This is a genomic window from Ekhidna sp. (assembly GCF_964218185.1).
Classification (GTDB): Bacteria; Bacteroidota; Bacteroidia; order Cytophagales; family Cyclobacteriaceae; genus Ekhidna.
The window spans coordinates 912,611-936,006 of the sequence record NZ_CAXPLV010000005.1 but is presented as its reverse complement, the minus strand read 5'-3'; the positions used below and the strand labels follow the sequence as shown (position 1 = coordinate 936,006).

General features: G+C 39.6%; 21 protein-coding genes. 6 read left to right on the top strand and 15 right to left on the bottom strand.

Going from position 1 to position 23,396, the window contains the following annotated elements:
* Nucleotides 1-52: 52 nt before the first annotated feature.
* The 5 genes from ACEQZT_RS09755 (at nt 53) to ACEQZT_RS09735 (ending at nt 5,267) form a co-directional block, all read left to right on the top strand.
* The gene (locus ACEQZT_RS09755; protein ID WP_370089543.1) at nt 53-1,366 is read left to right on the top strand and encodes a sigma-54-dependent transcriptional regulator; all 1,314 of its coding nucleotides are present in this window, start codon (nt 53-55) and stop codon (nt 1,364-1,366) included.
* A 175-nt stretch (nt 1,367-1,541) separates the two neighbouring features.
* On the top strand, nt 1,542-2,720 hold the full coding sequence (locus ACEQZT_RS09750; RefSeq protein WP_370089246.1) for a PAS domain-containing sensor histidine kinase: 1,179 nt from the start codon (nt 1,542-1,544) through the stop codon (nt 2,718-2,720).
* A gap of 32 nt (nt 2,721-2,752) precedes the next feature.
* Nucleotides 2,753-3,109, top strand: coding sequence for a four helix bundle protein (locus ACEQZT_RS09745; protein ID WP_370089245.1), 357 nt, complete (start codon nt 2,753-2,755; stop codon nt 3,107-3,109).
* A gap of 16 nt (nt 3,110-3,125) precedes the next feature.
* Nucleotides 3,126-4,205: a glycosyltransferase family protein gene (locus ACEQZT_RS09740; RefSeq protein WP_370089244.1), complete on the top strand. Its 1,080-nt coding sequence runs from the start codon at nt 3,126-3,128 to the stop codon at nt 4,203-4,205.
* 18 nt (nt 4,206-4,223) lie between these two features.
* Entirely contained in the window at nt 4,224-5,267 is a 1,044-nt protein-coding gene (locus ACEQZT_RS09735; RefSeq protein WP_370089243.1) for a hypothetical protein, read from the top strand.
* Here the strand turns inward: ACEQZT_RS09735 and ACEQZT_RS09730 are convergent.
* The 5 genes from ACEQZT_RS09730 to ACEQZT_RS09710 all read right to left on the bottom strand — a co-directional run bounded on the left by ACEQZT_RS09730 (nt 5,264) and on the right by ACEQZT_RS09710 (nt 11,645).
* Nucleotides 5,264-5,752: a phosphoribosyltransferase family protein gene (locus ACEQZT_RS09730; RefSeq protein WP_370089242.1), complete on the bottom strand. Its 489-nt coding sequence runs from the start codon at nt 5,750-5,752 to the stop codon at nt 5,264-5,266. The genes ACEQZT_RS09735 and ACEQZT_RS09730 overlap by 4 nt on opposite strands.
* A complete protein-coding gene (locus ACEQZT_RS09725; RefSeq protein ID WP_370089241.1) occupies nt 5,745-6,236 on the bottom strand; it encodes an Lrp/AsnC family transcriptional regulator in 492 nt (163 codons plus the stop codon). The genes ACEQZT_RS09730 and ACEQZT_RS09725 overlap by 8 nt, the downstream gene beginning before the upstream one ends.
* Nucleotides 6,237-6,431: 195 nt before the next feature.
* Complete coding sequence (locus ACEQZT_RS09720) at nt 6,432-9,929, bottom strand: PKD domain-containing protein (RefSeq protein ID WP_370089240.1); 3,498 nt, start codon at nt 9,927-9,929, stop codon at nt 6,432-6,434.
* A 137-nt stretch (nt 9,930-10,066) separates the two neighbouring features.
* Nucleotides 10,067-10,849, bottom strand: coding sequence for an FkbM family methyltransferase (locus tag ACEQZT_RS09715; protein ID WP_370089239.1), 783 nt, complete (start codon nt 10,847-10,849; stop codon nt 10,067-10,069).
* Between the two features lies 1 nt (nt 10,850).
* Nucleotides 10,851-11,645 (bottom strand): glycosyltransferase family 2 protein, encoded by a 795-nt coding sequence (locus tag ACEQZT_RS09710; RefSeq protein ID WP_370089238.1) that lies wholly within the window; start codon nt 11,643-11,645, stop codon nt 10,851-10,853.
* Nucleotides 11,646-11,856: 211 nt separating this feature from the next.
* Here ACEQZT_RS09710 and ACEQZT_RS09705 point away from each other — a divergent pair, with 211 nt between their 5' ends.
* Entirely contained in the window at nt 11,857-12,771 is a 915-nt protein-coding gene (locus ACEQZT_RS09705; protein WP_370089237.1) for a sulfotransferase domain-containing protein, read from the top strand.
* Between the two features lie 155 nt (nt 12,772-12,926).
* On the opposite strand, the gene ACEQZT_RS09700 is transcribed toward ACEQZT_RS09705, so the two are convergent.
* The 10 genes from ACEQZT_RS09700 to rfbG are packed head-to-tail and all read right to left on the bottom strand — an operon-like array spanning nt 12,927 to nt 23,389.
* Complete coding sequence (locus ACEQZT_RS09700; RefSeq protein WP_370089236.1) at nt 12,927-14,156, bottom strand: hypothetical protein; 1,230 nt, start codon at nt 14,154-14,156, stop codon at nt 12,927-12,929.
* Nucleotides 14,157-14,164: 8 nt separating this feature from the next.
* Nucleotides 14,165-14,995: a glycosyltransferase family 2 protein gene (locus ACEQZT_RS09695; protein WP_370089235.1), complete on the bottom strand. Its 831-nt coding sequence runs from the start codon at nt 14,993-14,995 to the stop codon at nt 14,165-14,167.
* Nucleotides 14,992-16,050, bottom strand: coding sequence for a hypothetical protein (locus tag ACEQZT_RS09690; protein ID WP_370089234.1), 1,059 nt, complete (start codon nt 16,048-16,050; stop codon nt 14,992-14,994). Before ACEQZT_RS09690 ends, ACEQZT_RS09695 begins: the two co-directional genes overlap by 4 nt.
* On the bottom strand, nt 16,047-16,982 hold the full coding sequence (locus tag ACEQZT_RS09685; RefSeq protein WP_370089233.1) for a glycosyltransferase family 2 protein: 936 nt from the start codon (nt 16,980-16,982) through the stop codon (nt 16,047-16,049). The genes ACEQZT_RS09690 and ACEQZT_RS09685 overlap by 4 nt, the downstream gene beginning before the upstream one ends.
* Nucleotides 16,983-16,999: 17 nt before the next feature.
* A complete protein-coding gene (locus ACEQZT_RS09680) occupies nt 17,000-17,488 on the bottom strand; it encodes a dTDP-4-dehydrorhamnose 3,5-epimerase family protein (protein WP_370089232.1) in 489 nt (162 codons plus the stop codon).
* A gap of 10 nt (nt 17,489-17,498) precedes the next feature.
* A complete protein-coding gene (locus ACEQZT_RS09675; RefSeq protein WP_370089231.1) occupies nt 17,499-18,320 on the bottom strand; it encodes a putative nucleotide-diphospho-sugar transferase in 822 nt (273 codons plus the stop codon).
* Nucleotides 18,321-18,332: 12 nt separating this feature from the next.
* The gene (locus ACEQZT_RS09670; RefSeq protein WP_370089230.1) at nt 18,333-18,596 is read right to left on the bottom strand and encodes a hypothetical protein; all 264 of its coding nucleotides are present in this window, start codon (nt 18,594-18,596) and stop codon (nt 18,333-18,335) included.
* A gap of 1 nt (nt 18,597) precedes the next feature.
* Nucleotides 18,598-21,408: a carbamoyltransferase N-terminal domain-containing protein gene (locus ACEQZT_RS09665; protein WP_370089229.1), complete on the bottom strand. Its 2,811-nt coding sequence runs from the start codon at nt 21,406-21,408 to the stop codon at nt 18,598-18,600.
* A complete protein-coding gene (locus ACEQZT_RS09660; protein WP_370089228.1) occupies nt 21,405-22,304 on the bottom strand; it encodes an NAD-dependent epimerase/dehydratase family protein in 900 nt (299 codons plus the stop codon). The genes ACEQZT_RS09665 and ACEQZT_RS09660 overlap by 4 nt, the downstream gene beginning before the upstream one ends.
* A 5-nt stretch (nt 22,305-22,309) precedes the next feature.
* Nucleotides 22,310-23,389 (bottom strand): CDP-glucose 4,6-dehydratase, encoded by a 1,080-nt coding sequence (gene rfbG, locus ACEQZT_RS09655; RefSeq protein WP_370089227.1) that lies wholly within the window; start codon nt 23,387-23,389, stop codon nt 22,310-22,312.
* Between the last annotated feature and the right edge of the window lie 7 nt (nt 23,390-23,396).

Here is a 23,396-nt window from a genome sequence, read left to right as displayed (position 1 = left end):
AAACAAGATATTAATCATTGATGATGACGAGGATGTGCTACTTGCCGCCAAGATGCTCCTGAAAAAGCATATTAAAGAAGTGGTAATAGAAAAGGATCCCCGAAAAATTCCCTTTCTTTTAAACAATGACAGTTTTGACGTCATTCTCCTGGACATGAACTACAGTCAGGACACCACCAGTGGCAAAGAAGGTTTTTATTGGCTAGAGCAAATTCTGGAAAAAGATCCTGAATCTGTGGTTATTTTGATTACTGCTTTTGGTGATGTAGAAATGGCTGTTCAGGCTCTCAAGGCAGGTGCAACTGATTTTGTCTTGAAACCGTGGCAAAACGAAAAGCTCCTGGCTACTCTATCTAGTGCAGCAAAATTGAAGCACAGCAGAAAAGAAGTTTCCAAGCTAAAGCAAACAAGCAAAACCTTACAAGCAGATAGCAGCAAAGCCTTTAAAGATATTATAGGCGAGAGCGATGCAATCAAGAAGGTTTTTAAGCTGATAGACAAAGTGGCCGCTACAGATGCCAATGTTTTGATCCTTGGTGAAAACGGAACCGGTAAAGAGCTGATCGCACGTGCTATTCACCAGAAATCCCTCAGAAAAGATATGCCTTTCATAGGCGTAGATATGGGTGCCATCACCGAATCTCTATTTGAAAGTGAGCTGTTTGGTCACAAGAAGGGATCATTTACAGATGCTAAGGAAGATCGGGCCGGAAGGTTTGAGGTTGCTTCTGGAGGTACGCTTTTCCTTGATGAAATTGGGAACCTCAGCCAGCCATTGCAGTCCAAGCTTTTAACAGCAATTCAAAATCGAAAAGTAACTCGTATTGGCAGCAATCAGGAGATTCCTATTGATATTCGATTAGTGAGTGCTACCAACATGCCTGTGTATGAGATGGTAAATGCGAATACTTTCCGTCAGGACCTACTCTACCGAATAAATACTGTAGAAATTCACCTCCCTCCTCTTCGGGAGCGCATGGAAGACATGGAACAGTTGGCAAACCACTTTGTAAAAATGTATGCCGGCAAATATCGCAAGAGTATTGATGGAGTAGCTCCATCAACGGTAGGCAAGCTCCAAAAATATCCTTGGCCTGGAAACATCAGAGAATTGCAACACGCAATTGAGCGTGCCATCATCATGAGTGACAATTCTCAGCTCATGCCCGAGGATTTTTTCTTCCTCGCTCAAAAGCCAGAAAGCAACCTTTCATTGGAACCAGACTCTTATAACCTGGAGGACATGGAAAAGATTGCGATCCAAAAGGTAGTGAATAAATACGAAGGAAATATTTCAAAAGCGGCTAAAGAGCTGGGCCTTACCCGTGCCTCCCTTTACCGAAGACTAGAAAAGCATGGTTTATAAGTCATTCAGGTTTCAGTTAATAAGCAGGCTGATACTCCTCCTGCTTTCCATGTTTTTATTTACCCATCTGTATTATTCAGAGTCGTATTTTTTCACAAAATTCTTGGTGTTCTCACTGGTTGTTTTCCAGGGCTGGTCCATTTATAATTTCCTTGAAAAGTCAAATCGAGAAATCGTGCATTTCCTGGAAAGCATCCATTATGACGATTTCACAAACACATATCCTGAGAAAAATACAGGATCGAGCAGAGATTTGCTCTACCATGAATTCAATGAAATATTACGAAAGTTTCGAGAGATAAGGGCGGATAAGGAGGCACAACATCAATATCTGCGAACGATCGTACAGCACATTGGGATAGGCATAGTCACTTTCGATTCTGACGGTGAAGTGCAAATCATGAACAATGCCGCGAAAAAATTGCTGGGGATCAAGATGATCAAAAACATCAACCAGATATCCAGAAACCACCCCAACCTCACAGAATCATTTTTAGATCTGAAGACAGGCGGAAGAGACCTGATTAAAATAACAAAAAGTGAGGAAGAAGTACAGTTGGCAGTCTATGCCATAGAACTTTCCCTTAGAGGGAAAGCTTTCAAACTCATCTCTATCCAAAACATCCAGTCAGAGTTGGAAGAGAAGGAAATGGAAGCGTGGCAAAATCTGATCAGGGTGCTAACGCATGAAATCATGAATTCGGTAACTCCTATTTCGTCATTGGCTGCAACTGTAGAAACAGAACTGGCTGAATTTCTAGAAAATGGTACGAACATCAATCAAATAGAAGATGAAACTATTGAGGATTTCTACCTTTCTGTAAAGACTATTCATAACCGAAGTGAAAGTCTGATCAAGTTTGTTTCTGACTTTAGAAATATGACGAGGATCAAACTTCCTACACTGGAAAGCACAGAAGTAGAAGACATGATCCAGCATGTTTTAATGTTGTTAAGACCAGATATTGAAGCAACAGAAATCACTGTGAACTGCTCAGTGAAACCCAAGCTTACTATCAATATCGATCGCGAGCAAATCGAACAAGTACTTATCAATGTGGTGAAAAATGCTGTTCAGGCACTAGAAGCAGTAGAAAAAGAAAATAAGTCACTGACCATCACCGCCATGCCCAATGAAGGCGGAGGCGCATTTATCTCCGTGGCTGACAATGGAACAGGCATTGAGGAAGAAGCGCTGAAGAAAATTTTTATCCCATTTTTCACTACCAAGAAAAACGGTTCCGGAATTGGGCTAAGCCTATCCAAGCAAATCATGCGAAAACATGGGGGTAACATAAGCGCAAAGTCCCAGATTGGAGAAGGCACTGAGTTTCTACTTAAGTTTGCTTCTTAGTAATCAGTTTTAAAGTACTAAGTCGTAAGCTCTTGGGAGTTCAAAAGTTTGAAGATTTAATTGCCTGGCAAAAAGCGCAAGAACTAGCAGTTTTGATCTACTCTCTATTTGATTCAAATAGGGATTTTGCTTTTCGAGATCAAATACGGAGAGCTGCTGTGTCAATTTCAAATAATATCGCAGAAGGATTTGATAGAAGTAGTAATGCCGATTTCATTCGATTTTTATATTTCTCAATAGGATCTGCCAGCGAGCTGAAATCAATGCTTTATTTATCTAAGCGATTGAGTTATATAAACTCATCCGAGTTTGATCAGTCGATCGAGAAAACAAATGAGGTTTCCAAGATTATTCGAGGATTGATAAACTCACTAAAACCTAAACCCTGATTACTTATTCCTAAAAATGAAATACATTTTTATCATTCAGGGAGAGGGAAGAGGCCACATGACTCAGGCTATCTCGCTATTCCAGATTTTGAAAGAAAATGGTCATGAGGTTAGCCATGTCATCGTTGGGAAAAGTAAACGAAGAGAGCTTCCACAGTTTTTCATTAATCAAATAAATGCACCCATCACATCGCTCGAAAGTCCAAATTTCGTCACAGACAAAAACAATCGATCGGTAAATATTTTCAAGACGCTGACAGTAAATCTCAGAAAGTATCGCACATTCATCAATAGTGTCAATCAGATTGACGCCATTGTAAAAGAAAGCAAGCCCGACGTGGTAATAAACTTCTATGATTTTCTGGGTGGATTATATTTCATGCTAAAGAAGTCTCAAGCAAAGCATATTGCGCTCGCACACCAGTTCCTGCTTAATCACAGTGAGTTTGAATTCCCCAAGGGAAGGATTTATGATAAATCATCCCTCCTCTATGGCAATAAGTTGGCCGGATATAAAGCGCAAAAAATTTTAGGGCTTTCATTTCAGTCCATGCCAAATGAATCTCAAAAAAAACTATTTGTGGTCCCACCACTTTTAAGAGACAAGGTTAAAGAACAATCAATCTCTTCTAAAGATCATTTTCTGGTGTACATGGTCAACCACGGTTATTCCAAGGAAGTTTTGGAATTTCATAAAAAGCACCCTGACATTTCTATTCATTGTTTTTGGGACAAAAAAGATGAGCCAAAAGAGCTTAAAATTGATGACACCCTCACCTTTCATCAATTGGATGATGAGAAATTTATTCACTATATGGCGTCATGCCAGGGATACCTGACCACCGCAGGATTTGAATCAGTTTGCGAAGCGATGTACATGGGCAAACCTGTACTGATGGTGCCAGTGGAAGGACATTATGAGCAAGCATGCAATGCGATGGATGCTACAAAAGCTGGAGCTGGAGTGTCCAGTGAAATTTTTGACTTAGAGGTTTTGTTGAATTATCTTCCACAGCATAAAGATGTTGGTGACGATTTCAGAAATTGGTGCAATCAGGCGCAGGATGTTTTTCTGAAAGCACTCACAGAGATTTAAGAAATTCAAGCTGCATTCATGGCCATAATAAGTAAGAAAAAGGAGATTTTCCCAATTAGTAAATCTCTCCGATCCTACATCAAAAAGTATGATCGCGAGATAAATCTCCCCATTTATTATGGTGACTTGCTGCGTTATGACAATTCCATTCCCCTTTATGATAAATCAGGGAATGATACACTCTGGGAAACTGTGTTTTTTCCTCAGGGAGACATGACACATATCAACGCATCTCTGAAGAAAGTATATGCCATCATGAAAGCTGATGGAGACCTTTCGGTAATGGATCACCTAATTATAGATCGGGTGGATCTCTGCGCATATGGAAACACACAGCCGTTTAGAGTCAGGGTAGTCAATCAGATCAACGACAACTTTGACTATTTCTACATCAAAAATGCAGATGCCTCAAGGATATATGGTTTGGAGTTGGAGCACCTGCTTTCTCCAAATAAAATAAGCTATGTGGTAAATAAGGAAACGCTTATTGAGGAGCACATCATTGGCGTACCCGCCGAGCTATTTATTAAAAAGTATCTGGGTAGCTCCAACCTCAATGAAATCCGGCTTGCCAAGGAATTTGTTAAGTTCAATGAACGATGCTTTGTCCGGTTGCTAGGCGACATGCATAGCAGCAACTTCGTGGTAGACATTACACCAGATTTCGAAGACGTAGAGTATCGTCTTCGTGCCATCGATTTTGACCAACAATCTTATGAAGGGCGCAGAGCCATCTACTTACCTCAATACTATACCCAGAACAATCCCATCATCAAGATTGGCCTGAAGCATATGACTCCTGAAACGGTGAGGCAGTATCAGCGAGAAGAGCGATCAAACATCGCCAATAGATTGAAGGTGGAGCGAAAGCGAGTAGATGATCTACTTGCAGCAATGAAAAAAGATAAACTCTCGAAGCAAGAAAACATTGAGAAGTTGCGTAAAGAGCTATCAGAGTTCTATGAAGAGAAAGATTTTCTCACCTGCGAATGTATGGGTGACCTGGTGGACATGAGCTTGCAGATGCTTACTCGAAAGCCGAATCTGTATAAGGACTATTAATTGAGAAACACACCATTGCCCGGCCTCACCTCCACATGTTCCTTGATGGTGGTGGAGAGCTCATATCCTTTATAATTGGCGTAGATAGGAAACTTACCGTGAGTTCTGAGCACCAGCACCGCCGTTTCTACCTTCTTCACTTTTAGCGTTAAAAGCTTTGTAAGACTATAGGCAAGTGTTCGCCCGCTATTCAGCACGTCATCACATAGAATGACGGTCTTGTTTTTCAAATCAGAGACATCCCCATCAATGAGGATGTCTTTGTTAAGTGGATTTTCTTTATCCAGCGATATGGTATGACAGATCGATTTTTTCCCGCAAATCTCTTCTAGGGTTTCATTTATAGAGTCAGCTAGCTTTCGCCCACCTGAATCCACTCCCACCAAGACTACCTCCTCATTCATGTTATTTTCATAAATCTGGTAGGCGATCCGACGGATGATCTGATCTACTTTAGGCTGGGATAAAATTTGATTATCACTCATTTTCAGGCACAGGCATTACTTTGCTGTCCTTGAAAGTAGAGAGTATTATCATAGATTGCAAGCCATCTACCACCTCAATCTCAGATACTTTTTCAAGCATTAGTTTCTGATATGATTGGATATCACTGGAGATGATCTTTAAGATGAAATCCCCTGATCCGGTAATGTGATGGCACTCGATCACCTCCGAAATGGCATTGATCTCGTTGATAAATGCATCGATGTTTTTCTTGTTGTGACCTTTGAGTGACACTTGAACAAAGGTGTGTACACCCAGACCTACTTTATCTGTATCCAGCTTAGCGTGATAGCTTTTGATAATACCAGAGGTTTCAAGTTTTTTCACTCTCTCTAGGGTAGGTGCAGGTGACAGTCCAATGTCTTTAGAAAGTTGAGCGTTGGTGATTTTTGCGTTTGACTGAAGTATGTCCAAAATCTTTCGATCGATTTTATCCAGCTTAATCCGCGATGATTGTATTTTCATGTGAGTTATTGATTACTAGGCTCATCGAATTCGCATGGATACCCGTTGATAAAGTGAGGGGTTAAAGTGCATGCGCATTTCATAACAAAATTTTATTCGCTGCAAATTTAATACGATTGATAAAAGTTTCGGCAACCGTTTAAATAAACTACAAACCTTTAACAATTAATTGACAGTAGACCCTAATTAAGGAGATTAAAGTTTTACAACTTTTCGCTTAAAACTGAAACCCGCAACATCTACGGTCACAAAATAGATTCCTGGATCCAGTGTGCTCATGTCAAAAAAGAAATTGTTGAGTCCTTTCTCAGCTTGGAAAACACTACTCGAATACACTTTACCGGCCGAATTGAGAAGAGTTAGTGAAGCTGTACCAACTTCCGGCACAATCACCTTCAACCTGAACTGATCAGTGACGGGATTGGGAAATGGATCCTCTACCTGAACCTGAGGTTTTAGCGTGATACACTTTTCATTATTCACTGGATTGGAATCAAAATACTGTAATTCTTCATACTGAGAAACCAACTTTACGCAGAAGTAAGACGGTTCAGAAACGGTTAAGGGAATACCAACACTAAGGATTTTGGTATAAGACTCGCCCACCCCTATAAAGGCTAAAACATTCTCACTAACCCTAAATCCATTTTCAAGAACAATCTGTATCTCAGTTGTATCGATGGGCAGATTACTGAAATTCAATATTTCGATATAAATCTCACCCTTATCTTTTTTGCTGATAAGTTCAAAATCACCAATTGCTAAATCAACCTCTGGTAGTGCTATCAAAATCTCCTGATTGGTTGTATCATAGCAACCAAGACTATTCTGCGCAACCAAACTAACCGTATGACTTCCTTCTTCAGAAAAACCAGTATTGAATAAAGATTCATTGGTACTAGCTACTGAACCATCCACCAGCCACTGGTAAGAAACAGCACCAGAAGAAATATTCGTAAACGTCAGCACATCATTTGGAAGTCCAAAGGTTCTTGATGAGGTAAATGAGGATGCTGGCGCCTCATTGATTTCCAGTGTTTGTGAGGAATTGATTACACAACCTGAAGCAGTTTCTAATTGCAATTCAAGCTGATAGGTATCATTTCCAAGGCTTTCGAGCAGAAGTTGAGTTCCATTACCCACATTCACTCCATCTAGCATCCATCTTCTTGAAATCACCGGATCTGCGCTTGAGGTGGATTGATCTTGAGCTCTGATCAACTCATTATCGCACTCTCCCGAAACAGAAAAGTTGACCGCTGGAAGTTCAATGATTTCAACTGTCTTGGTGATGATTTCAGAACAGAAATTTTGACCTGTGACTTCAAGGGAAACATCAAACAAGCCAGCCTCGGTAAAAACATGGCTAATATCCTGGGTGCCATAGTTTGTACCATCAACGGTCCACAGCCATGAAACGATAGGGTTACCAGAAGTGACAGTATTATCCGTAAAAACAGATGCTTCACCTTGGCATCCAATGCTTACATTAAAGTCTGGTTCCGGGGAAGTTAAAACTTCAATTTCCTCACTATAGCTAGACTCACAACCATTTGAACTTTGAACATCAAGTCTTACGTCTACAATACCTGTGGATTCAAAAACAATCAGAGGACTTTGCTGCGTAGACACTTCCACATCATCTACATACCAAGTCCATGACACCAAATCAGCATTATCTACTGTGGTAAGATCAAAAAATTGGATACCATCCGCAGAAGTACATGGTACATCAAAATCGAAATTAATAATTGGGCTATCAGAGACCGAGATTTCAACAACCTCGCTATCCTCGCAACCTTCAGCATCATATGCAGTCAATGTCACGAAATGACTTCCAGCCGTTGTGAAAAAGTGATCAGGATTTTCATCTGTGGAGGAAAACCCATCACCAAAATTCCATTCATAGGAAGTGGCATCTAAGCTCCCATTCGTGAAAGATGTAGCCTCCCCCTGACAAACGGAAGTAGCTGTGAATGAAGCCGTAGGGCCTGGTGTGATCATAAGCGTCTGCTCCGTTATTTCGGTGCATCCGGGTATGCTGGATGTTAGTCTTACTGTTTTTTCACCCTCGGTTTCAAAAGCATAAATAGCGTCTTTGGTAGTTGCAGTTGCTACCACCACTCCAGATGGTTCATCTATAAACTCCCACAAGTATTCTAAGGGGCCTATATAAGCTCCATCACTTGTGGTATTTGTAAATGTGAAATCTGCATTGATACACGTTTGAGCTGAGGAGTACGTGTACGAGGGAGAAGGAGGTGAATCATAAATTGTGATATCCTCTTCATAAAAGTTGTCGCAGGAGCCATCGTTGACATCCACCCGCACGGTATATGTACCAGTAGACATGTATTGATGTGTCGGGCTCTCGTCATTTGAAACCGGAGACCCGTCACCAAAATCCCATGAGTAGGATGTAAGGCCGGGAGTGGAGGGGGTGAAGGTCAGCGACGAATTCACACAGACATTATCCCGAGTGTAGAAAATAGTAGGAGCAATGGATGATGTAACGGTAATTGACTGACTGGAAACAGCACTGTTGTCATTTGCATCAAATGCTCTCAATGATACCTTGATTGAATTGGATTGATTATAATAAATGCCTTTAGGCTGCACTTCAGTGGTGAAGGGAACATCTGCACCACAATTATTTTCATAGTTTATCCGATAGATTCTCCCTCCAAAATCTGTGGCAAAACCTGCCTTTCTACTGCTGTCTTGCTTAAAAAGCAGACCGACACTATTGTTGTTATTTGCAGGATCTATATCTCCATAGTCTGTCAAAGTAGGGGTAGTTATAGACGGGTCAGTCCCAAACTCCATTTTCACGAGATTCCCCGTCCTGGTAGTGTAGAATCCATAATAAAGCCCTCCATCCTCCACAAAATCCATCCCTCTGGGATCACTTAGACCCAAAGAGGAAACATCAATTTCAGTTATAGTAGCAGTTGAAGAGATTTCAACCCCAAAATCTGCATGATATATGCGATCAGTATCGGTATCACCCCATACACCATACCAGTTGGACTCCTTTTCTACCAACCCTATTCCCCAAATTCGAAGGTAGCCCCCAATACTTGATGATGAAGGCGTGTTAGTAATGTCCGTGCCAAAGTCTAAAATAACCAGTTCATCACGTGAGGAGATGACTCCCTTAAAACTTACCCCATCAAATACTACCCGTATATAATCAGAATCTCTGATTAGCCCTGAAAAATCACCCAAGCTAACAGCAGTGGGGGTCTCATTGGATATACTGTTACCAAAATCAATTCGAATAAGATCATCCGTCCCTCCATTTACCGCAAAGCCGTAATATTCTGATCCATCGTAGATGATATCCAACCCCTGAGGAGTGCTCAAGAGGCCAGAAGGATTAGATATAATAACTTCTGAGGTTGGCTCATTATTAATACTTGATCCATAGGAAAATCGAACGATTCGATTGTTGCTTCGTGAGGTAGAGAAACCATACCATGTTGTTTCATCTTTCACCAATACATGACTGTATGGACTACCCGATACGTTTTCAATCTCTTCCGTTGATGGTGCGATATCAAAATCACCTGTACAAAAATCCCACTCATACGCTATTGCATCGGTTGATGTATTCTGTAGCGTTAATGATTCGCCTATACAAACAGTACTTTTACTCACCGAAAATGAGCTTACAGGGGTTTGTCCACTCATGACAAAGCCAATAAGAACTCCTAATGAATAATATAAAAATCGCATAAGTCCACTAAGGAATAAATGTAAGTAACGAAAAGATAGCTAGTGATATATACGATATTCGACGAACAAACTTTTTGATGCTTTCTATACGATTATATCCTTTTTTTTAATGCGAAATAGTTAGAGTTCATAAATACTTCGTAGCGTTCATTGTATGTGATTTTATATATTCCATCTTGAAGAACCCTATAAATATTGTAATCTCTCAATATATCAAAGAATTCTCGGAGGAATACTTTGGATATCAGATGTGCAATTCCAAACTCAAATTGAATGCATTTAATTTTTCCCGCCTCTATCATCTCTTTAGCTCCAAGAAGCACTTCCTTCTCATGACCTTCTACATCCATTTTTAAAAAATCTATTTCTTCCACTCCATTTTCTTGACAATATTTATCCAGAGTCTTTAATTGTATTTCTTCGGATTGATCAAGATTAACTCCTAAGTGAGGGTGGCTGATCTTATGAATAGAAGCCCACCCTGTACCCTTTTGATCAAAATACAAAGGAGCTATTTTAGCTTCGCTGCTTAGACCAAAATTATTTAAACGCACCTTATCAACATCAACGCTCTTTAGCCGCTTTGTTAAGGCACTGAATGCTTCAGGCGAAGGCTCAAAAAAGTGAAGCTTATGATGACTCCCAATTTCATTCACTAAATGACTTGCATAATCACCATCGTTGGATCCTACATCAAATATCACCAGACTATCCCTTTGCAAAATGGAGGGCAGTGACCTGATCAGATTAAGCTCACCACTTGATTCCACAAATGCCGCCATCCCATAATTCATACCGCGAAGTGAAATCCTGAACAAGCGTTCATAGACTGGTTGCAGCCATTTTCGACCAATCAATAAATTTTTTAGTCCCATATTATTTGATTAAACCTAATCTAAATCCCAAATGGTAGAGTAGTACTTTCCAAAACGCTTGCTTTTGATAATTCATAATTTTTTGAAAATCGTAATGAACATCCAAGTTAGAAGGGTCAAGATCAATCAGTTCTTTTAAACCCGGCAACATATCCTCCCAGCTTTCCAAGTTCCAATGATTAAAATACTGCCCATTTCTTTCAAGACTTGCCCTTCTGTCTTTCCATCTTTTTTCCATTTGTCGCTTATTTCTACACGGATAGTGCTTAATCCGGATTCGCGCCTTATCCTGAATCCCCATTGGCTTGGGCCAAATTTCTTTTTCTGACCAAACCATACCCGGTCTGTGACGGATTAAACGTGGCTCACTCCAAGTATAATTTGCAGCCTTGACAAAGTTAGAGGGGTTAAAACCAATTTCAGTATAGTCTTTAGGATAGACATCTAACTTATTACCTAAAACAAAATGTCCGGCAATCTCATTGTTTTGAATAAATTCCCTTGGGTTATCAAGGTAATGCTCATCTCCATCCTGAATAACCCACCAATCTGAATCAGTCATTTCATCCTTGAACGCCTCAAAAATTCTAGCTCTAAAACCATCAGAGTAAGGACCTTCATCACGTTCAAAGGGAATTACTTTTGAAGATGGGGAATTATTAACGATTTCCCATGAGTTATCTGAACTTCCATTATCCAAAACAACAATCTTGTCAGCCCATCTGATAGCATTATCCAAGGTAGCACTTATAATGTCACCTTCATTTTTAATGACAATGATTGCAATTATTTTCATTTAGTTCTGTTTTAAAATATAATTCAGGACAGTCGTGCATTAATAAATAATTACTAGCATTGAGCATATCGTGTTACAAGTCTACCTAATATCATATAGAAAACGACCGTAATTTAGCTGCCATACTGTTTTAGGATTCTTAGAATACTAACCAGCATACGAATCCACAGCAGCAACTTACAAAAAAAGCTCAGTCATCGACGCGTAAAGTATGCGAAAAGAAAAAATCGACCTCATGATTGTGGGGGCCCAGAAAGCTGGAACCACCTCATTAAAAAACTACTTAATGCAGCATTCAATGGTTGCCGGCCATGAGACCATTGAGTTTAGTTATTTTGCAAACCCACAAGAATATCAGAATGGAATTGAAAGAGCGTTTAAGTTACATTTCGGCGCAATCAGTACACAACAAAAAGTAATAGCTAAAAATGTTACACTTAGCCTCAGTGAAGATTCTTTAATCAGACTTCAAAAATTCAACCCCAACATTAAAATAGTGTACTTAATACGAAATCCTACAACAAGAGCCTATTCAGGATATAATATGGCTTTTAGAGATGGATGGATCAGAAGACCCTTCTCGGACATATTAGATCTAATACAAACCGGAAGATCAGATGATATCATGTACAGGCATTTTATCGAACCTGGGCTGTATGCGAAACAATTGAAAACAATACTCAAGTATTTTCCTGCAGAGAATATTTCACTCTATTTATTTGAAGATCTGGTGGATAAACCTACGGTCATATGCCAACATATTTTTAAAATCTTGGGATTAGATGACCATATCATACAGAATGGAGTTCATAACAAAACTTATGTTTCCAAATCCCCCTTTTTAACTAAATGTATACTTACACTCAGTCAGCCTGATAATAAAGTAAAAAAGGTCTTAAAACACATCTTTCCATATCCGATTTTCTTATCCCTTAAAAAGAGATTGCTAAACTTTAATAAGACAGAAAAGGCATTTCCGCCCATGGACAATCATCTTGAAAAGGAATTGAATACCTTCTATCGGTTGCATAATGAAAAATTAAGGGGTCTGCTACGGAAGACTAAGGGCATAAGGTTTATGGCAAGCGAAAAAAATAATTGGCTATTAGATGAAAGAAAGTATTAATTTGAGATTTAGGTTATGATCAGCTCTTGAGCACTCCTGAAAAACCTATCGGGAAATTAATTTGATATAACTGAATAAGTCCATTTGGCAAGATGAATCAATCAAGTAAAGGTCTCTTTAGAAAAGGGCGGAATGGTTTTTTTACTCAAAAAAAATCAGCCTTCATTCTGATAAATTTCCAGCAATAATTTATCTATTCTTTCTTTTGACCTGTATTCAAGCCCTACTATTCTACATTTCTCTCTGAGTTTATCGGGAGAAGTAGAAAACAAATTATTTAGTTTCTCAATCACTTCTTTGGAAAATCTGATATCAAAGCCCTCAACTTCTACTCCCACTCCTTCTGTCCGGGCTACTTCATCATCCTCAGATATTCCACGTGAGACAATATATGGTAAACCACAAAGCAGGAACTCGGCCACTTTGGTAGGCGATCGAAATTTCTGAGCCGGAGTTGGAGGGATAGCCACTATTCCCATATCTGAGGCAGCTAAATAACTGGGCATTTCATTCATGGGAACGAATGGTCGCAACAAGAAAGAATCCTTCGAAAGACCCTGAGCTTGGAATTCTTCCTCCAATATTTCTAAATCAAAGTTCGTAGCAACCAAAAAAAAGGCATCCTCAAATAGACTTTTAATCTGGTTGCATAAAGTCACAAAAACCTCGGGAGAGTAATAAAGTCCTTCAAATTTTCCGGGATAAATAAAAACCTTTCGTTTTTCTAGTTTTAGCTCCCGTCGTATCTCCAGACGTTTAGATACGTTAAATTGAAACTGATTTTCATCTACTGCTGTCGGAGCGCGAAAAATCTTAGCTTTTGAGCCTAATACTTGTAACCTTTCCACCATGTGCCTAGTGCCTGTAAGGATGTAGTCAGCGTGCAATCCGGCTAGCTGCTCTAGCCTGCTCATCACTTTATATTTCAGTCCGTTTTTCTTCCATAAGCCCAGCTCTACCTGAAATTCACTATGTGGTTCATAGGAATAAACAATCATTTTCATTCTCAATACTTTCGCTAGCACAACACCCATGGCGGCTGACACATTTGCGAAACAAAAAAGAATGTTTAGCTTGTACCTTACCCTCAGCAATAAGACTAGGAAGAACGCATTGATAAAATCCCAGGCCTTTTTCAAGAGTAAAAATCGACCTGAGTGGAACTGTAAAGGATGCCAGTCAATACGGTATTGAACAAGCTCTTTTTTGATGGAAGGAATATCTGAGGCCGCAACCTTAAACTCGCTTTGCTCAAAGGTGACCAGGTGGTACATCCCGTCTTTGGTGTTTTGGGAGAGGGTTTTTATGTATTCTAAAATCAAATTTTGGAATAGCGGATCATTGAAGCTATTGTAAATCAGGAGTAAAGTATTTTTTCTACTCATAGCACTCGCTATTTAAACAAAATAACCATTGATCTAACTGCGTTCATTAAGTCTTTACCATCAAATAAATGTGATAAGAACATGATCTTAGTCACTTTCAATTTCAGCCTTAGCATTTGCCAGATGGAAATCTTGTTGGGATGAAATTTCCACAGCTTGCTTAAAAGAAGGCGATACCCCCTTTCCAGGCCTAACAAGTTGGTCATAGCGGAGTTTTCATTTTGACGATAGATCAACACCCCTTCACTAACAAACCCATACTGTATGTTCTTTTGAAAAGTTAAACTCAGGTAGAAAAGTAAATCCTCCGAATGACTTAATTCAGTATCAAATGCATAATGTAGGTCATGTCGCCTTCTGATCATCCAGGAGGGGCCGAAAAAACAGCACCGACTGATTTTCAACAGTTGATCTTTAGGGTTTCCGCGATAGTTCGGCTGATACACTTCTCCTGTGAAACTTAGTTGACTATCCGCATAAACTACCTTTCCGTCAATCACATCTAGATGCTCATCTGTTCTAAAATGCTTTATTCTGCTGCTCAATGAATGAGGGGGCATGACATCATCCGCATCTAAAAAACAAAAGAATTCGCCCTGCATATTGGCAAGTCCTACATTCCTTGCTGCACTGACACCCTGATTTGTCTGCTCAAAATATCGAATACGGGAATCATCAAAGGAATGAATGATGTCCTTTGAGCGATCCGTGCTCCCATCGTTGATGAGGATCAGCTCGAAACTTTGATAGTCTTGACACAAGACTGACTGAATGCATTCGGCAAGAAAGCTTTCAGTATTATAAACAGGAGTAATAATTGAGACTAAAGAGTAACTCACATTATTTTCTTTAGTAATTCATCAACCTCATCTATTTTCTTTTCATAGGAATTCCCTTGCGCAAAGGATATCCGTTTTTCTCTGTTTTCACTGGAGTTGTAGATGCTTAAATTCTTAGCTACCAATTCAAATCGATTTAAAAACTCCTCTTGAGTTTTGGTCATTTCTATAAGCTCTGGGTGCTTTTCGTATTCTGCTGTGTAAGTAGAAACGATTACATTTCCAGATGCCAAATACTCTAATACTTTATGAGGGTTGGCTAACTGCTTGGCATACTCATTTGCTTTATAGGCAAGAATTAAGATATCAAAATCTTGTAAAATTGAAGATATTTCAGCAGAACTTACTCGCCCCTTCGTGTGGCAGTTTTCAAATTCATCCAATCCATTTTTATGGATTGTTTGAGAAGATATCGGCCCAACAAGATTGAATGTTTTGTCTTGATGATCGTTAAATAACTTTCTTAATAGCGCCCAGTCAATATATGAGATATCCAAATTACCAACGTATCCGACTTGAATGTTTTTCTTCCTCGTCGTTTTTATTTCATTTTTTTTTATTGGGAAATTACAACCATGACCTATATTGAACGTGTTCACATTGAAATTTTTCAATTCCTCACACAAATAGTCCGAAGTTGTTAAACATAAATCAGCAGTTTTAGCAAGAGTATTTCTTTGGAAATTTTGATTCCAATCGACTAAATGAAAAATTTTAACTTTCGATTTCAGTAAACCTAAATCAAAAAATCTTGAAGGATCAAAAGTCCAAATTATATCCAACTTCACATTTAACACCCGCTCTATTCTCCATAGCTCAAAAAGAAAAATTAATTGACAAAATATTTTGGGCAGAAACCTTATTCCCCTAACCTGAGTATTATTGATTACTGTCAAAGTAGGCGAAATCCTCCGAATCTTCTTCTTCCCTGTGTTTGGGTTAAGAAAAAACACACGATTATCCATTTTACTCAAAGCTTGTGCATAATGATGTTTAGATACAAATACATGATCCCAGCCTTCAGTGGAAATAATCAAAATATTTTTATTTGTCATAAAGCTCTGAATGAAAGTACATAGTCTTTGAATAACTGTAATGCAAGCTTTCCCCGAATTCCCAATGTTGCTGGAATATTCCCAAAAAGCATGAAATACTTTTTAAGTAAAGAATCAGGCCTATACCATTTAATATTAAAACGATAAGAATGAACCGTTGAAAATCGAATGAGCAGCTCTCCAATTTCTCGATCATTAAGCATTCCTTGTAAAGCTAAGTATGACTTGAAAACCTCATCTAATAGACCAACTTGATTATATCCCCAGTCCTTAGTATTGTCTATGGATACTTGGGTTTTAAAGATTGGTGCATATATAGAATCCCATTTTAACATTAGAAATGCCGTGAAGTAAACAAATAAATAAGGATTTCTATATGTTCCTTTTGCTAGGTAAGATTTTAAGAGGGAGTCTCTTCTCATCAATAACCCTGACATCTGATGCCCTAGGTGAGAATAGGTATAAACTGCATCGTAACCCGAACCAAGCTTTATATCATCAAATTCTTCAATGCGTTGTGCACCTAAATTTCCGTTTTTATCAAGCGAAGCTAGGCCAGGAATTATCACTCCTATATTTTCTTTAGTGTTAATTTGATTAAAGCAATAATTCAAATACCCATCTGCCAAATAGTCGTCATCCCCTAACCAAACAACATACTTAGCAGCAGCCTTACCTAGTATAAAAACCGCATTGGGCTCCAATCCAATATTGGATTGCTGACGAAAATAATGAATGGAAATGCCCGGATTAGATGTTTGAAAATCCTGAACCCTGGCTTGTGTATCGTCTGGTGAGCAATTATCAGATATAAGAATGCGGACACGATCAGTGAGTCCTCCTTCATGCAGCTGTTTAGCCAGAATTTGGAGGTTCTTTAGTAAGTCCGAACACCTGTTATAGGTTGGAATTAGTATTTCTACTTCGACCATGAACTATAAATCTGTAATTAATTAAAATTTTGATCTTTTTCTGAGACGACTGAGATAGCCGATCTCCAATCACAATTAATTCTTTCGTCATCCCAGCGAATTCCACTCTCATAATCAGATTGGTACTCGTTATCAGAAAAATAGAGCACATGGGTATTCTTTTCCAGAACCAAATAGCCCGTTGCAAATCCTCGGGGGATCAGCACTCCATGATTTGTTTGATCCAACACATAATCGTATCCTTTCTCTTCTTCAAGATCAAAAAAAACCAATTGAATGCTGCCGGAAAGCACTCTGAAAAACTTCCGCTCCTGGTACGGGGAGTTCTGGAAATGTAATCCTCTAAAAATGCCCTGAGAAGTATTCTCTACCAGATTGGCTTGTTTTACCTCAAAATCATGCAAAGCATCAACTGCCTGAAAAGCTTTTGTAAACACTCCTCTAGTATCTTTAAACACAGGCAGTTCCAGGACTTTCGCAGGACCTATTTGCTTAATTAATCGCATAGATTACGCATTAACGATATCTGACTTTTTGATAGACCTTTTTTATTGAGTCTGGAAGATAGCTATAAAGCTTTTTAACATACCCTTTCATCCCCCTTCTGTTTGGCCAGGTATAGACCCTGGAGTGGGGGGCTATCCAGGCGCGCTGATCTGTAGAATGATTCAACTTCTTCTCCAGCAACTGAAAGTCTTCTCTACTTCCTCTCGCATGCAAAATTTTAACTTTTTGTCCTGCCAAAATGCCAATATTGACCAAGTGCCGGAAGTTGTATATGGTATGTAGAAAATACATTTTTACCGGTTTTCTTAGTAAGACATCCATCAAGGCCGGTTGATCGCTCCAGTATTCCTGAAATTTTTTCTTATAGGTATCATGCCAATCTGAGATCACCCCCTTCATGGTTTCATTAATTCGGATCGCCATCACCCCTGTATTATAAGGCGTATAATTAGCCAAGCACTTCCCGTCGATCATCAGTTCGCTATCGTCTGAATAATCATGCCCAATCAGAAGGTCATGATAGTCAAGCATATCGAATAACTCTGTGCATGGATCAAAAAAATAGGTGTCGCTATCAACAAACAATGTTTTTTCGAATGGGGATAGTAGCAACCCATATATTTTAAGAAGGAGGGCTGATTTCCACTGATCAAAGACGGTATTCGTATCATGAACGATAACCTGATCAAATACTTCATGCTCATAAAAGCTGTCAGTAATTAAGCATGTATTTGCATGTGGATCTAAGCGTTTAAGGCTTTCAGCTGATATGACAGCCTCATCAATATACTTTTGTCCAGTGGCTATGTATAGATATCCCTGCTTCTTCAAATCTGTTTTGTTTCAAAACATTTCGTAAATAAAATCACGCACCTCGCGCTGCTTTTCATCATCCCAGGATTTTTCTCTCATTTTATTGATCCAGCCTTCTATTTCCGCTAAAAGCTCCTCCTTATGTTCAACGAGCTCATCGTGCATCATTTGACTCAGCAGGGCTTGAGCCATCTCCTTAGGCTCCATGGATTCATAGTCAGGGATTTCGCGCAATACACGTCCTTTATCAACCTTTTTGAATCCCGAATTCTTGAATGATTTGAATATATCCATTTTAGTCTAACTGAAATAGTTCTTTCCAATCCTTGTTTTCAACCCATGCCTGCTGCTCTTCCTTGAGCAGAAATCGATCGCCCAAAACGAGTATGTCCATTTCGGTTCGCATAAAGCAAGCATATGCATCTTCCGGAGTACAAACGATGGGCTCTCCCCTCACATTAAAGCTGGTGTTCACCAAGACGCCATAGCCCTTGATTTGCTTAAATGCCTCCAGGACAGCATGTAACTTTGTGTTTGCGTTTCCTTTACCGAGTGTTTGTAATCTGGCAGAAAAATCAACGTGTGTTATCGCTGGTAGCTCGCTGCGAGTCTGACTAACAATTTCCAGCAGGTTAGTAGAGTCCAACTCAGGTACATCCTTTTTTAGTTGTTCGGCAATTTCAGCCACCAAGAGCATGTAAGGACTGGGTCTATCTATTTGAAACAGATCCGAAACATCCTGCTCCAGGCATATAGGTGCAAAAGGCCTGAATGACTCCCTGTATTTGATTTTCAAGTTTAACTTTTTCTGCATCTCAGGGCTGGTGGGATCAGCTATAATGGATCGATGGCCAAGAGCCCTGGGACCAAATTCCATTCGACCATCGAAGTAGCCAATTACGTTCCCTTCTGCTAACCAACGCGCTATGGTCTCCGCCCGGTCATTTTCCCTAAATGTATGACTAACAGCTCCTGATGATTCTAAGAATGCCGCTATCTCAGCGTCTGAGAATGATGGACCAAAGTAGGAATGCTGCTGTACGCTATCATCTTTTGAATCAGGCAAATCCTCCTGAGTGGAATACGTCATGTCTAATGCTGCCCCCAGGGCTCCTCCTGCATCGCCTGCAGCCGGCTGAATCCAGATATCCTTGAAAATTTTCTCCTTTATAAGTTTGCCATTTGCCACGCAGTTTAGTGCCACTCCTCCTGCCATTACCAAATAATCGGACTTTGTGAGCGCTTTGGCTCGCTTTATCAGTCGAAGCATCACTTCTTCGGTAATCACCTGAATGGATGCGGCAAGATCCATTTCGCGCTCACTGATTACTGATTCTCCTGTCCGAGGTGGTCCTCCGAACACGCTGGAAAATCGATCATTGGTCATAGCCCCACCCCGCTGAAAATCGAACAGGGAAAGGTTTAACTCAATGGAACCATCATCGAATATTTGCACGGCTTCCTTCTCCAGCAATGACTTATAGACAGGCTTGCCGTATGGTGCAAGTCCCATCAATTTGTACTCCCCGGAGTTCACTTTGAATCCGCAGAAATAGGTTATTGCTGAGTACAATAAACCTAGCGAATGTGGATACATTTGATGCTCCAGTAGATCTACTTTATTGTTTTTTCCGTGACCAATAGAAGTGCAGCTCCACTCTCCTACGCCATCAACAATCAAGATTGCAGCATCCTGAAAAGGAGATGGATAAAACGCACTTGCGGCGTGCGAGTGATGATGATTGGTCTTGTGTAATTTACCTTGGTAATTGAAGCTATTAACAAGACTTGACTTTAGACGTGTCTTTTGAAATAAGCTTTCAGCAGCTAATGTCCACAAATGGTCCCCTTCTGACTTGGGTAGCGATGATTTGTTAGCTAAAACTCGTTCAATCGTCCATGCTTCATCATCATAATAACAAACCCCCTTAAGGTCATCAATATCACAGCCCGCCTCCTCAAGACAATAGTGGATCGCATGCATGGGGAAGGAAGCATCATGCTTTATTCTTGTGAATCGCTCCTCCTGAGCTGCTGCGATTATTTTCCCTTTTTGATTGACAATTGCAGCTGCAGAATCATGATAATAACAAGATATACCTAAAAAGAAGCTCTCAGAGCTGGGCTGTTTAGTAGATGCAGCTTGCTTTCTTTTTGCTAAAGACAATTTATTAGCGAGTAGCTCTCCCACCAAACGGTGGGCATATGGGGTAAAGTGACCACACAATGGAAGGTATAGTTGCTCATTTTTTAGCCCTTTAACCAAGGGTTTATTAACATCAAGTATCTGTACCCTTTCAGAACAATGCCTATCAAAAAAAGGCATATAATACTGTGGCTCGTTATTTTCCACAACATAGTTGTATGGAATAGGGCATATCAGCAATTCTCTATCATCAACCTCCTTTATGAGGTCCTTAATCAGGTGATGCATCAATTGCCAATGCTGGCTCTTTTCATTATTGATTTCCGGATAACTTAGCTTACCTAGCAGATGTATCCCACTAAATCGATTTATGGCATGTTTGAAGCGGTTTTTGAAACGATTTAGCACTGAATGCCTTTTTGCTCCTTTCTCCCCTGAGGCGTTATTAAGAATTTCTCTTTCCAGTGGTACAGGTATGTTCTTCAATGTAAGTGCACCTCTCTCCACTTCAAAGTAGGGCTTTGGTATGGAGATATTCCGTCCTTCTCTATTCACCCCTACCCGATAAGGCATCAGGTTTCGATACAGATCATCCATGTGAGGTGCAAAAATCACCAAATCATGTTCAATGACATTCTTAAATGCCTTATACACCAATAGCTGCTGATCAACTCCATATCCATTTACCGCCAGATTTGTTACCCGACAGTCGTATTTTTCCATCAAATAATCTCCAAACCTGTCTTGATTTGATACTCCTGAACCCGCAGCATAGGAATCACCAAGAATGAGGATTTTTATTTCCCCTTCTTTAAGCTCGCTATTTCGGAAGCCGTTCTCATCAGTTTTTATCGTGTAGCCTCCACTCCCATATTTCATACGAGCAATAAGACCATCCACATAGACGTGTCCAAAATCTGAATGGTATTTGATGACCTGACGGTAACTACGATGTTTCATTTAGTATAAAATTGGCTCACATAATGAGCAATTGCCTCATTTAAATTTGTTTCAGGAATGGCTCCAAATTCATCAAATGTTTTAGAAACATTTAAACTTAGGATACTCATACCCGAATCTCTTTTATTAATCTCCCCAAAATGATACTCAGGAATCTCCTGTCCATTTTTTCTGACCGTTTGGATTACAATATTTATAACCTCACCAACTGTATGAATATGCCTGGAAGTCAGATTAAAAATTCCCTGCTTACTTTTTTTAAGTGCTTGATTGATAATAAAGCTGGCGACATCTCGAACATCTGTGTATTGTCTTTTTTGAGTTCCTGATGTGAATGAGATTGGCGCCCCTATCTTGATTTGCTGTAGAATATGAGGAATCAGGCGATTCTTATTTTCTCCCACACCAAAAACATTGGTCAAGACATAATGTTGATGTTCAAATGTATTTCCAGAAATCAACCGCTGATTAATAAATCTCGAAAGCAGATTTTTTGATTCACAATAAGCATTAGGGTAAGGATTTGTGTGCAACACAAGGTCATATTCTGATGCTGGTTCCTGCGATTGCTGTATTCCCAACTCAAAATAGGAGCCGAACGTGATCAACTTACCTTTATAATTTTCTTCGTTTAAATGCTGAATTAGACGTATCACCTCAAAACAGTTCAATTCAAAGATTTGATTATTTGAGTCATTATGCCCCGGCTGTATTCCTGCCCCCACGGTAAAGATGATTGCATCTGAATCTAGAATAGAATCATAATCCAGATTAAGAATCGGTGATTTTGGAAAAAAATACGCTTCCTTATTGATCAGATTCCAAGTGATATCCTCTGTGGTAGCGACAATGTTTTTCGCTAAAAATGAGCTCGAACCGATAATCGTTACCTTCATTGTCCTTAACTCCAATGCATGAAGTATTTAGTTATCTGGTCTTCGGTAACTTTAGATGGACTCTCATTGCCCACATGTACCCGTTTATACCAATCTATCGTGTACTCAATAGCCTGATGAGTATCCAATCTCTGTTTCCAATTTAATTCGACATACGCTTTAGTTGAATCCAACTCTAGCATTCGGCTTTCATATTTTTTTGCCTCTTTCAGTACATAGGTGCCCTCTCCCCAAAAACGAATGATTTCCTTCACTAATCCCTCTACAGTGAGGTTCTCTGACCTTGAGGGACCAAAGTTGTAACTCTTATCCACATGAACCTCTGTTGATGACAAATATGGAAGAAGTAAATATCCATATAGTGGGTCCAAAACATGCTGCCAAGGCCTCACAGCTTCAGGATTTCTGAGCTCAACCGCCTTTTCACCTAAGATCGAACGTATTACATCGGGAACCACACGATTAGTCGCGTAATCCCCTCCTCCAATTACATTACCCGCCCTGGCTGAAATCACTTTCTTATTTGTCCCCTCAAAAAAACTTGAAATGTAGGAGCTCGTAATCAGCTCCGCTACTGACTTGGATGTGCTATACGGATCCATCCCTCCCAACTCATCAATTTCTCTGTACCCGTAAATCCATTCTTTATTTTTATAGACCTTATCTGTAGTGATAATAATAACGGTGCATGGATGGTCGTATCCTCTTACTGCCTCTAGCACATTCAATGTACCTAAAGCATTTACCTCAAAAGTATAGGCAGGATCTTCATATGAAGGCAAAACCAACGGTTGTGCTGCAAAATGAAAAATAACTTCAGGCTTTGATACAGATATTGCCTTGCTCAAGGCATCTCTATCCCTGATATCTTGGATATGGGAGGTGACATCCTTATCTAAATCAAGCAGATTAAAAAGGCTCTCCTTTTCTGCCTTCAGAGCAAACCCGGTAACCTTGCATTCCAAAAACTGAAGCAACTTAATCATCCAGGCGCCTTTGAAGCCGGTATGTCCTGTAAGAAAAACGTTCTTCCCTTTAAAGTATGCGTTTAATCCAGAATTTGAATCTGCTAAGGAATTAGTCATATGAAGA

Bases quoted from the DNA above. Each gene is read 5' to 3' on its own strand.
- ACEQZT_RS09755 (WP_370089543.1), top strand. From the start codon at position 53: ATGCTCCTGAAAAAGCATATTAAAGAAGTGGTAATAGAAAAGGATCCC.
- ACEQZT_RS09740 (WP_370089244.1), top strand. From the start codon at position 3,126: ATGAAATACATTTTTATCATTCAGGGAGAGGGAAGAGGCCACATGACT.
- ACEQZT_RS09735 (WP_370089243.1), top strand. From the start codon at position 4,224: ATGGCCATAATAAGTAAGAAAAAGGAGATTTTCCCAATTAGTAAATCT.
- ACEQZT_RS09730 (WP_370089242.1), bottom strand. From the start codon at position 5,752: ATGAGTGATAATCAAATTTTATCCCAGCCTAAAGTAGATCAGATCATC.
- ACEQZT_RS09725 (WP_370089241.1), bottom strand. From the start codon at position 6,236: ATGAAAATACAATCATCGCGGATTAAGCTGGATAAAATCGATCGAAAG.
- ACEQZT_RS09720 (WP_370089240.1), bottom strand. From the start codon at position 9,929: ATGAGTGGACAAACCCCTGTAAGCTCATTTTCGGTGAGTAAAAGTACT.
- ACEQZT_RS09715 (WP_370089239.1), bottom strand. From the start codon at position 10,849: ATGGGACTAAAAAATTTATTGATTGGTCGAAAATGGCTGCAACCAGTC.
- ACEQZT_RS09710 (WP_370089238.1), bottom strand. From the start codon at position 11,645: ATGAAAATAATTGCAATCATTGTCATTAAAAATGAAGGTGACATTATA.
- ACEQZT_RS09705 (WP_370089237.1), top strand. From the start codon at position 11,857: ATGCGAAAAGAAAAAATCGACCTCATGATTGTGGGGGCCCAGAAAGCT.
- ACEQZT_RS09700 (WP_370089236.1), bottom strand. From the start codon at position 14,156: ATGAGTAGAAAAAATACTTTACTCCTGATTTACAATAGCTTCAATGAT.
- ACEQZT_RS09690 (WP_370089234.1), bottom strand. From the start codon at position 16,050: ATGACAAATAAAAATATTTTGATTATTTCCACTGAAGGCTGGGATCAT.
- ACEQZT_RS09685 (WP_370089233.1), bottom strand. From the start codon at position 16,982: ATGGTCGAAGTAGAAATACTAATTCCAACCTATAACAGGTGTTCGGAC.
- ACEQZT_RS09680 (WP_370089232.1), bottom strand. From the start codon at position 17,488: ATGCGATTAATTAAGCAAATAGGTCCTGCGAAAGTCCTGGAACTGCCT.
- ACEQZT_RS09670 (WP_370089230.1), bottom strand. From the start codon at position 18,596: ATGGATATATTCAAATCATTCAAGAATTCGGGATTCAAAAAGGTTGAT.
- ACEQZT_RS09665 (WP_370089229.1), bottom strand. From the start codon at position 21,408: ATGAAACATCGTAGTTACCGTCAGGTCATCAAATACCATTCAGATTTT.
- ACEQZT_RS09660 (WP_370089228.1), bottom strand. From the start codon at position 22,304: ATGAAGGTAACGATTATCGGTTCGAGCTCATTTTTAGCGAAAAACATT.
- rfbG (WP_370089227.1), bottom strand. From the start codon at position 23,389: ATGACTAATTCCTTAGCAGATTCAAATTCTGGATTAAACGCATACTTT.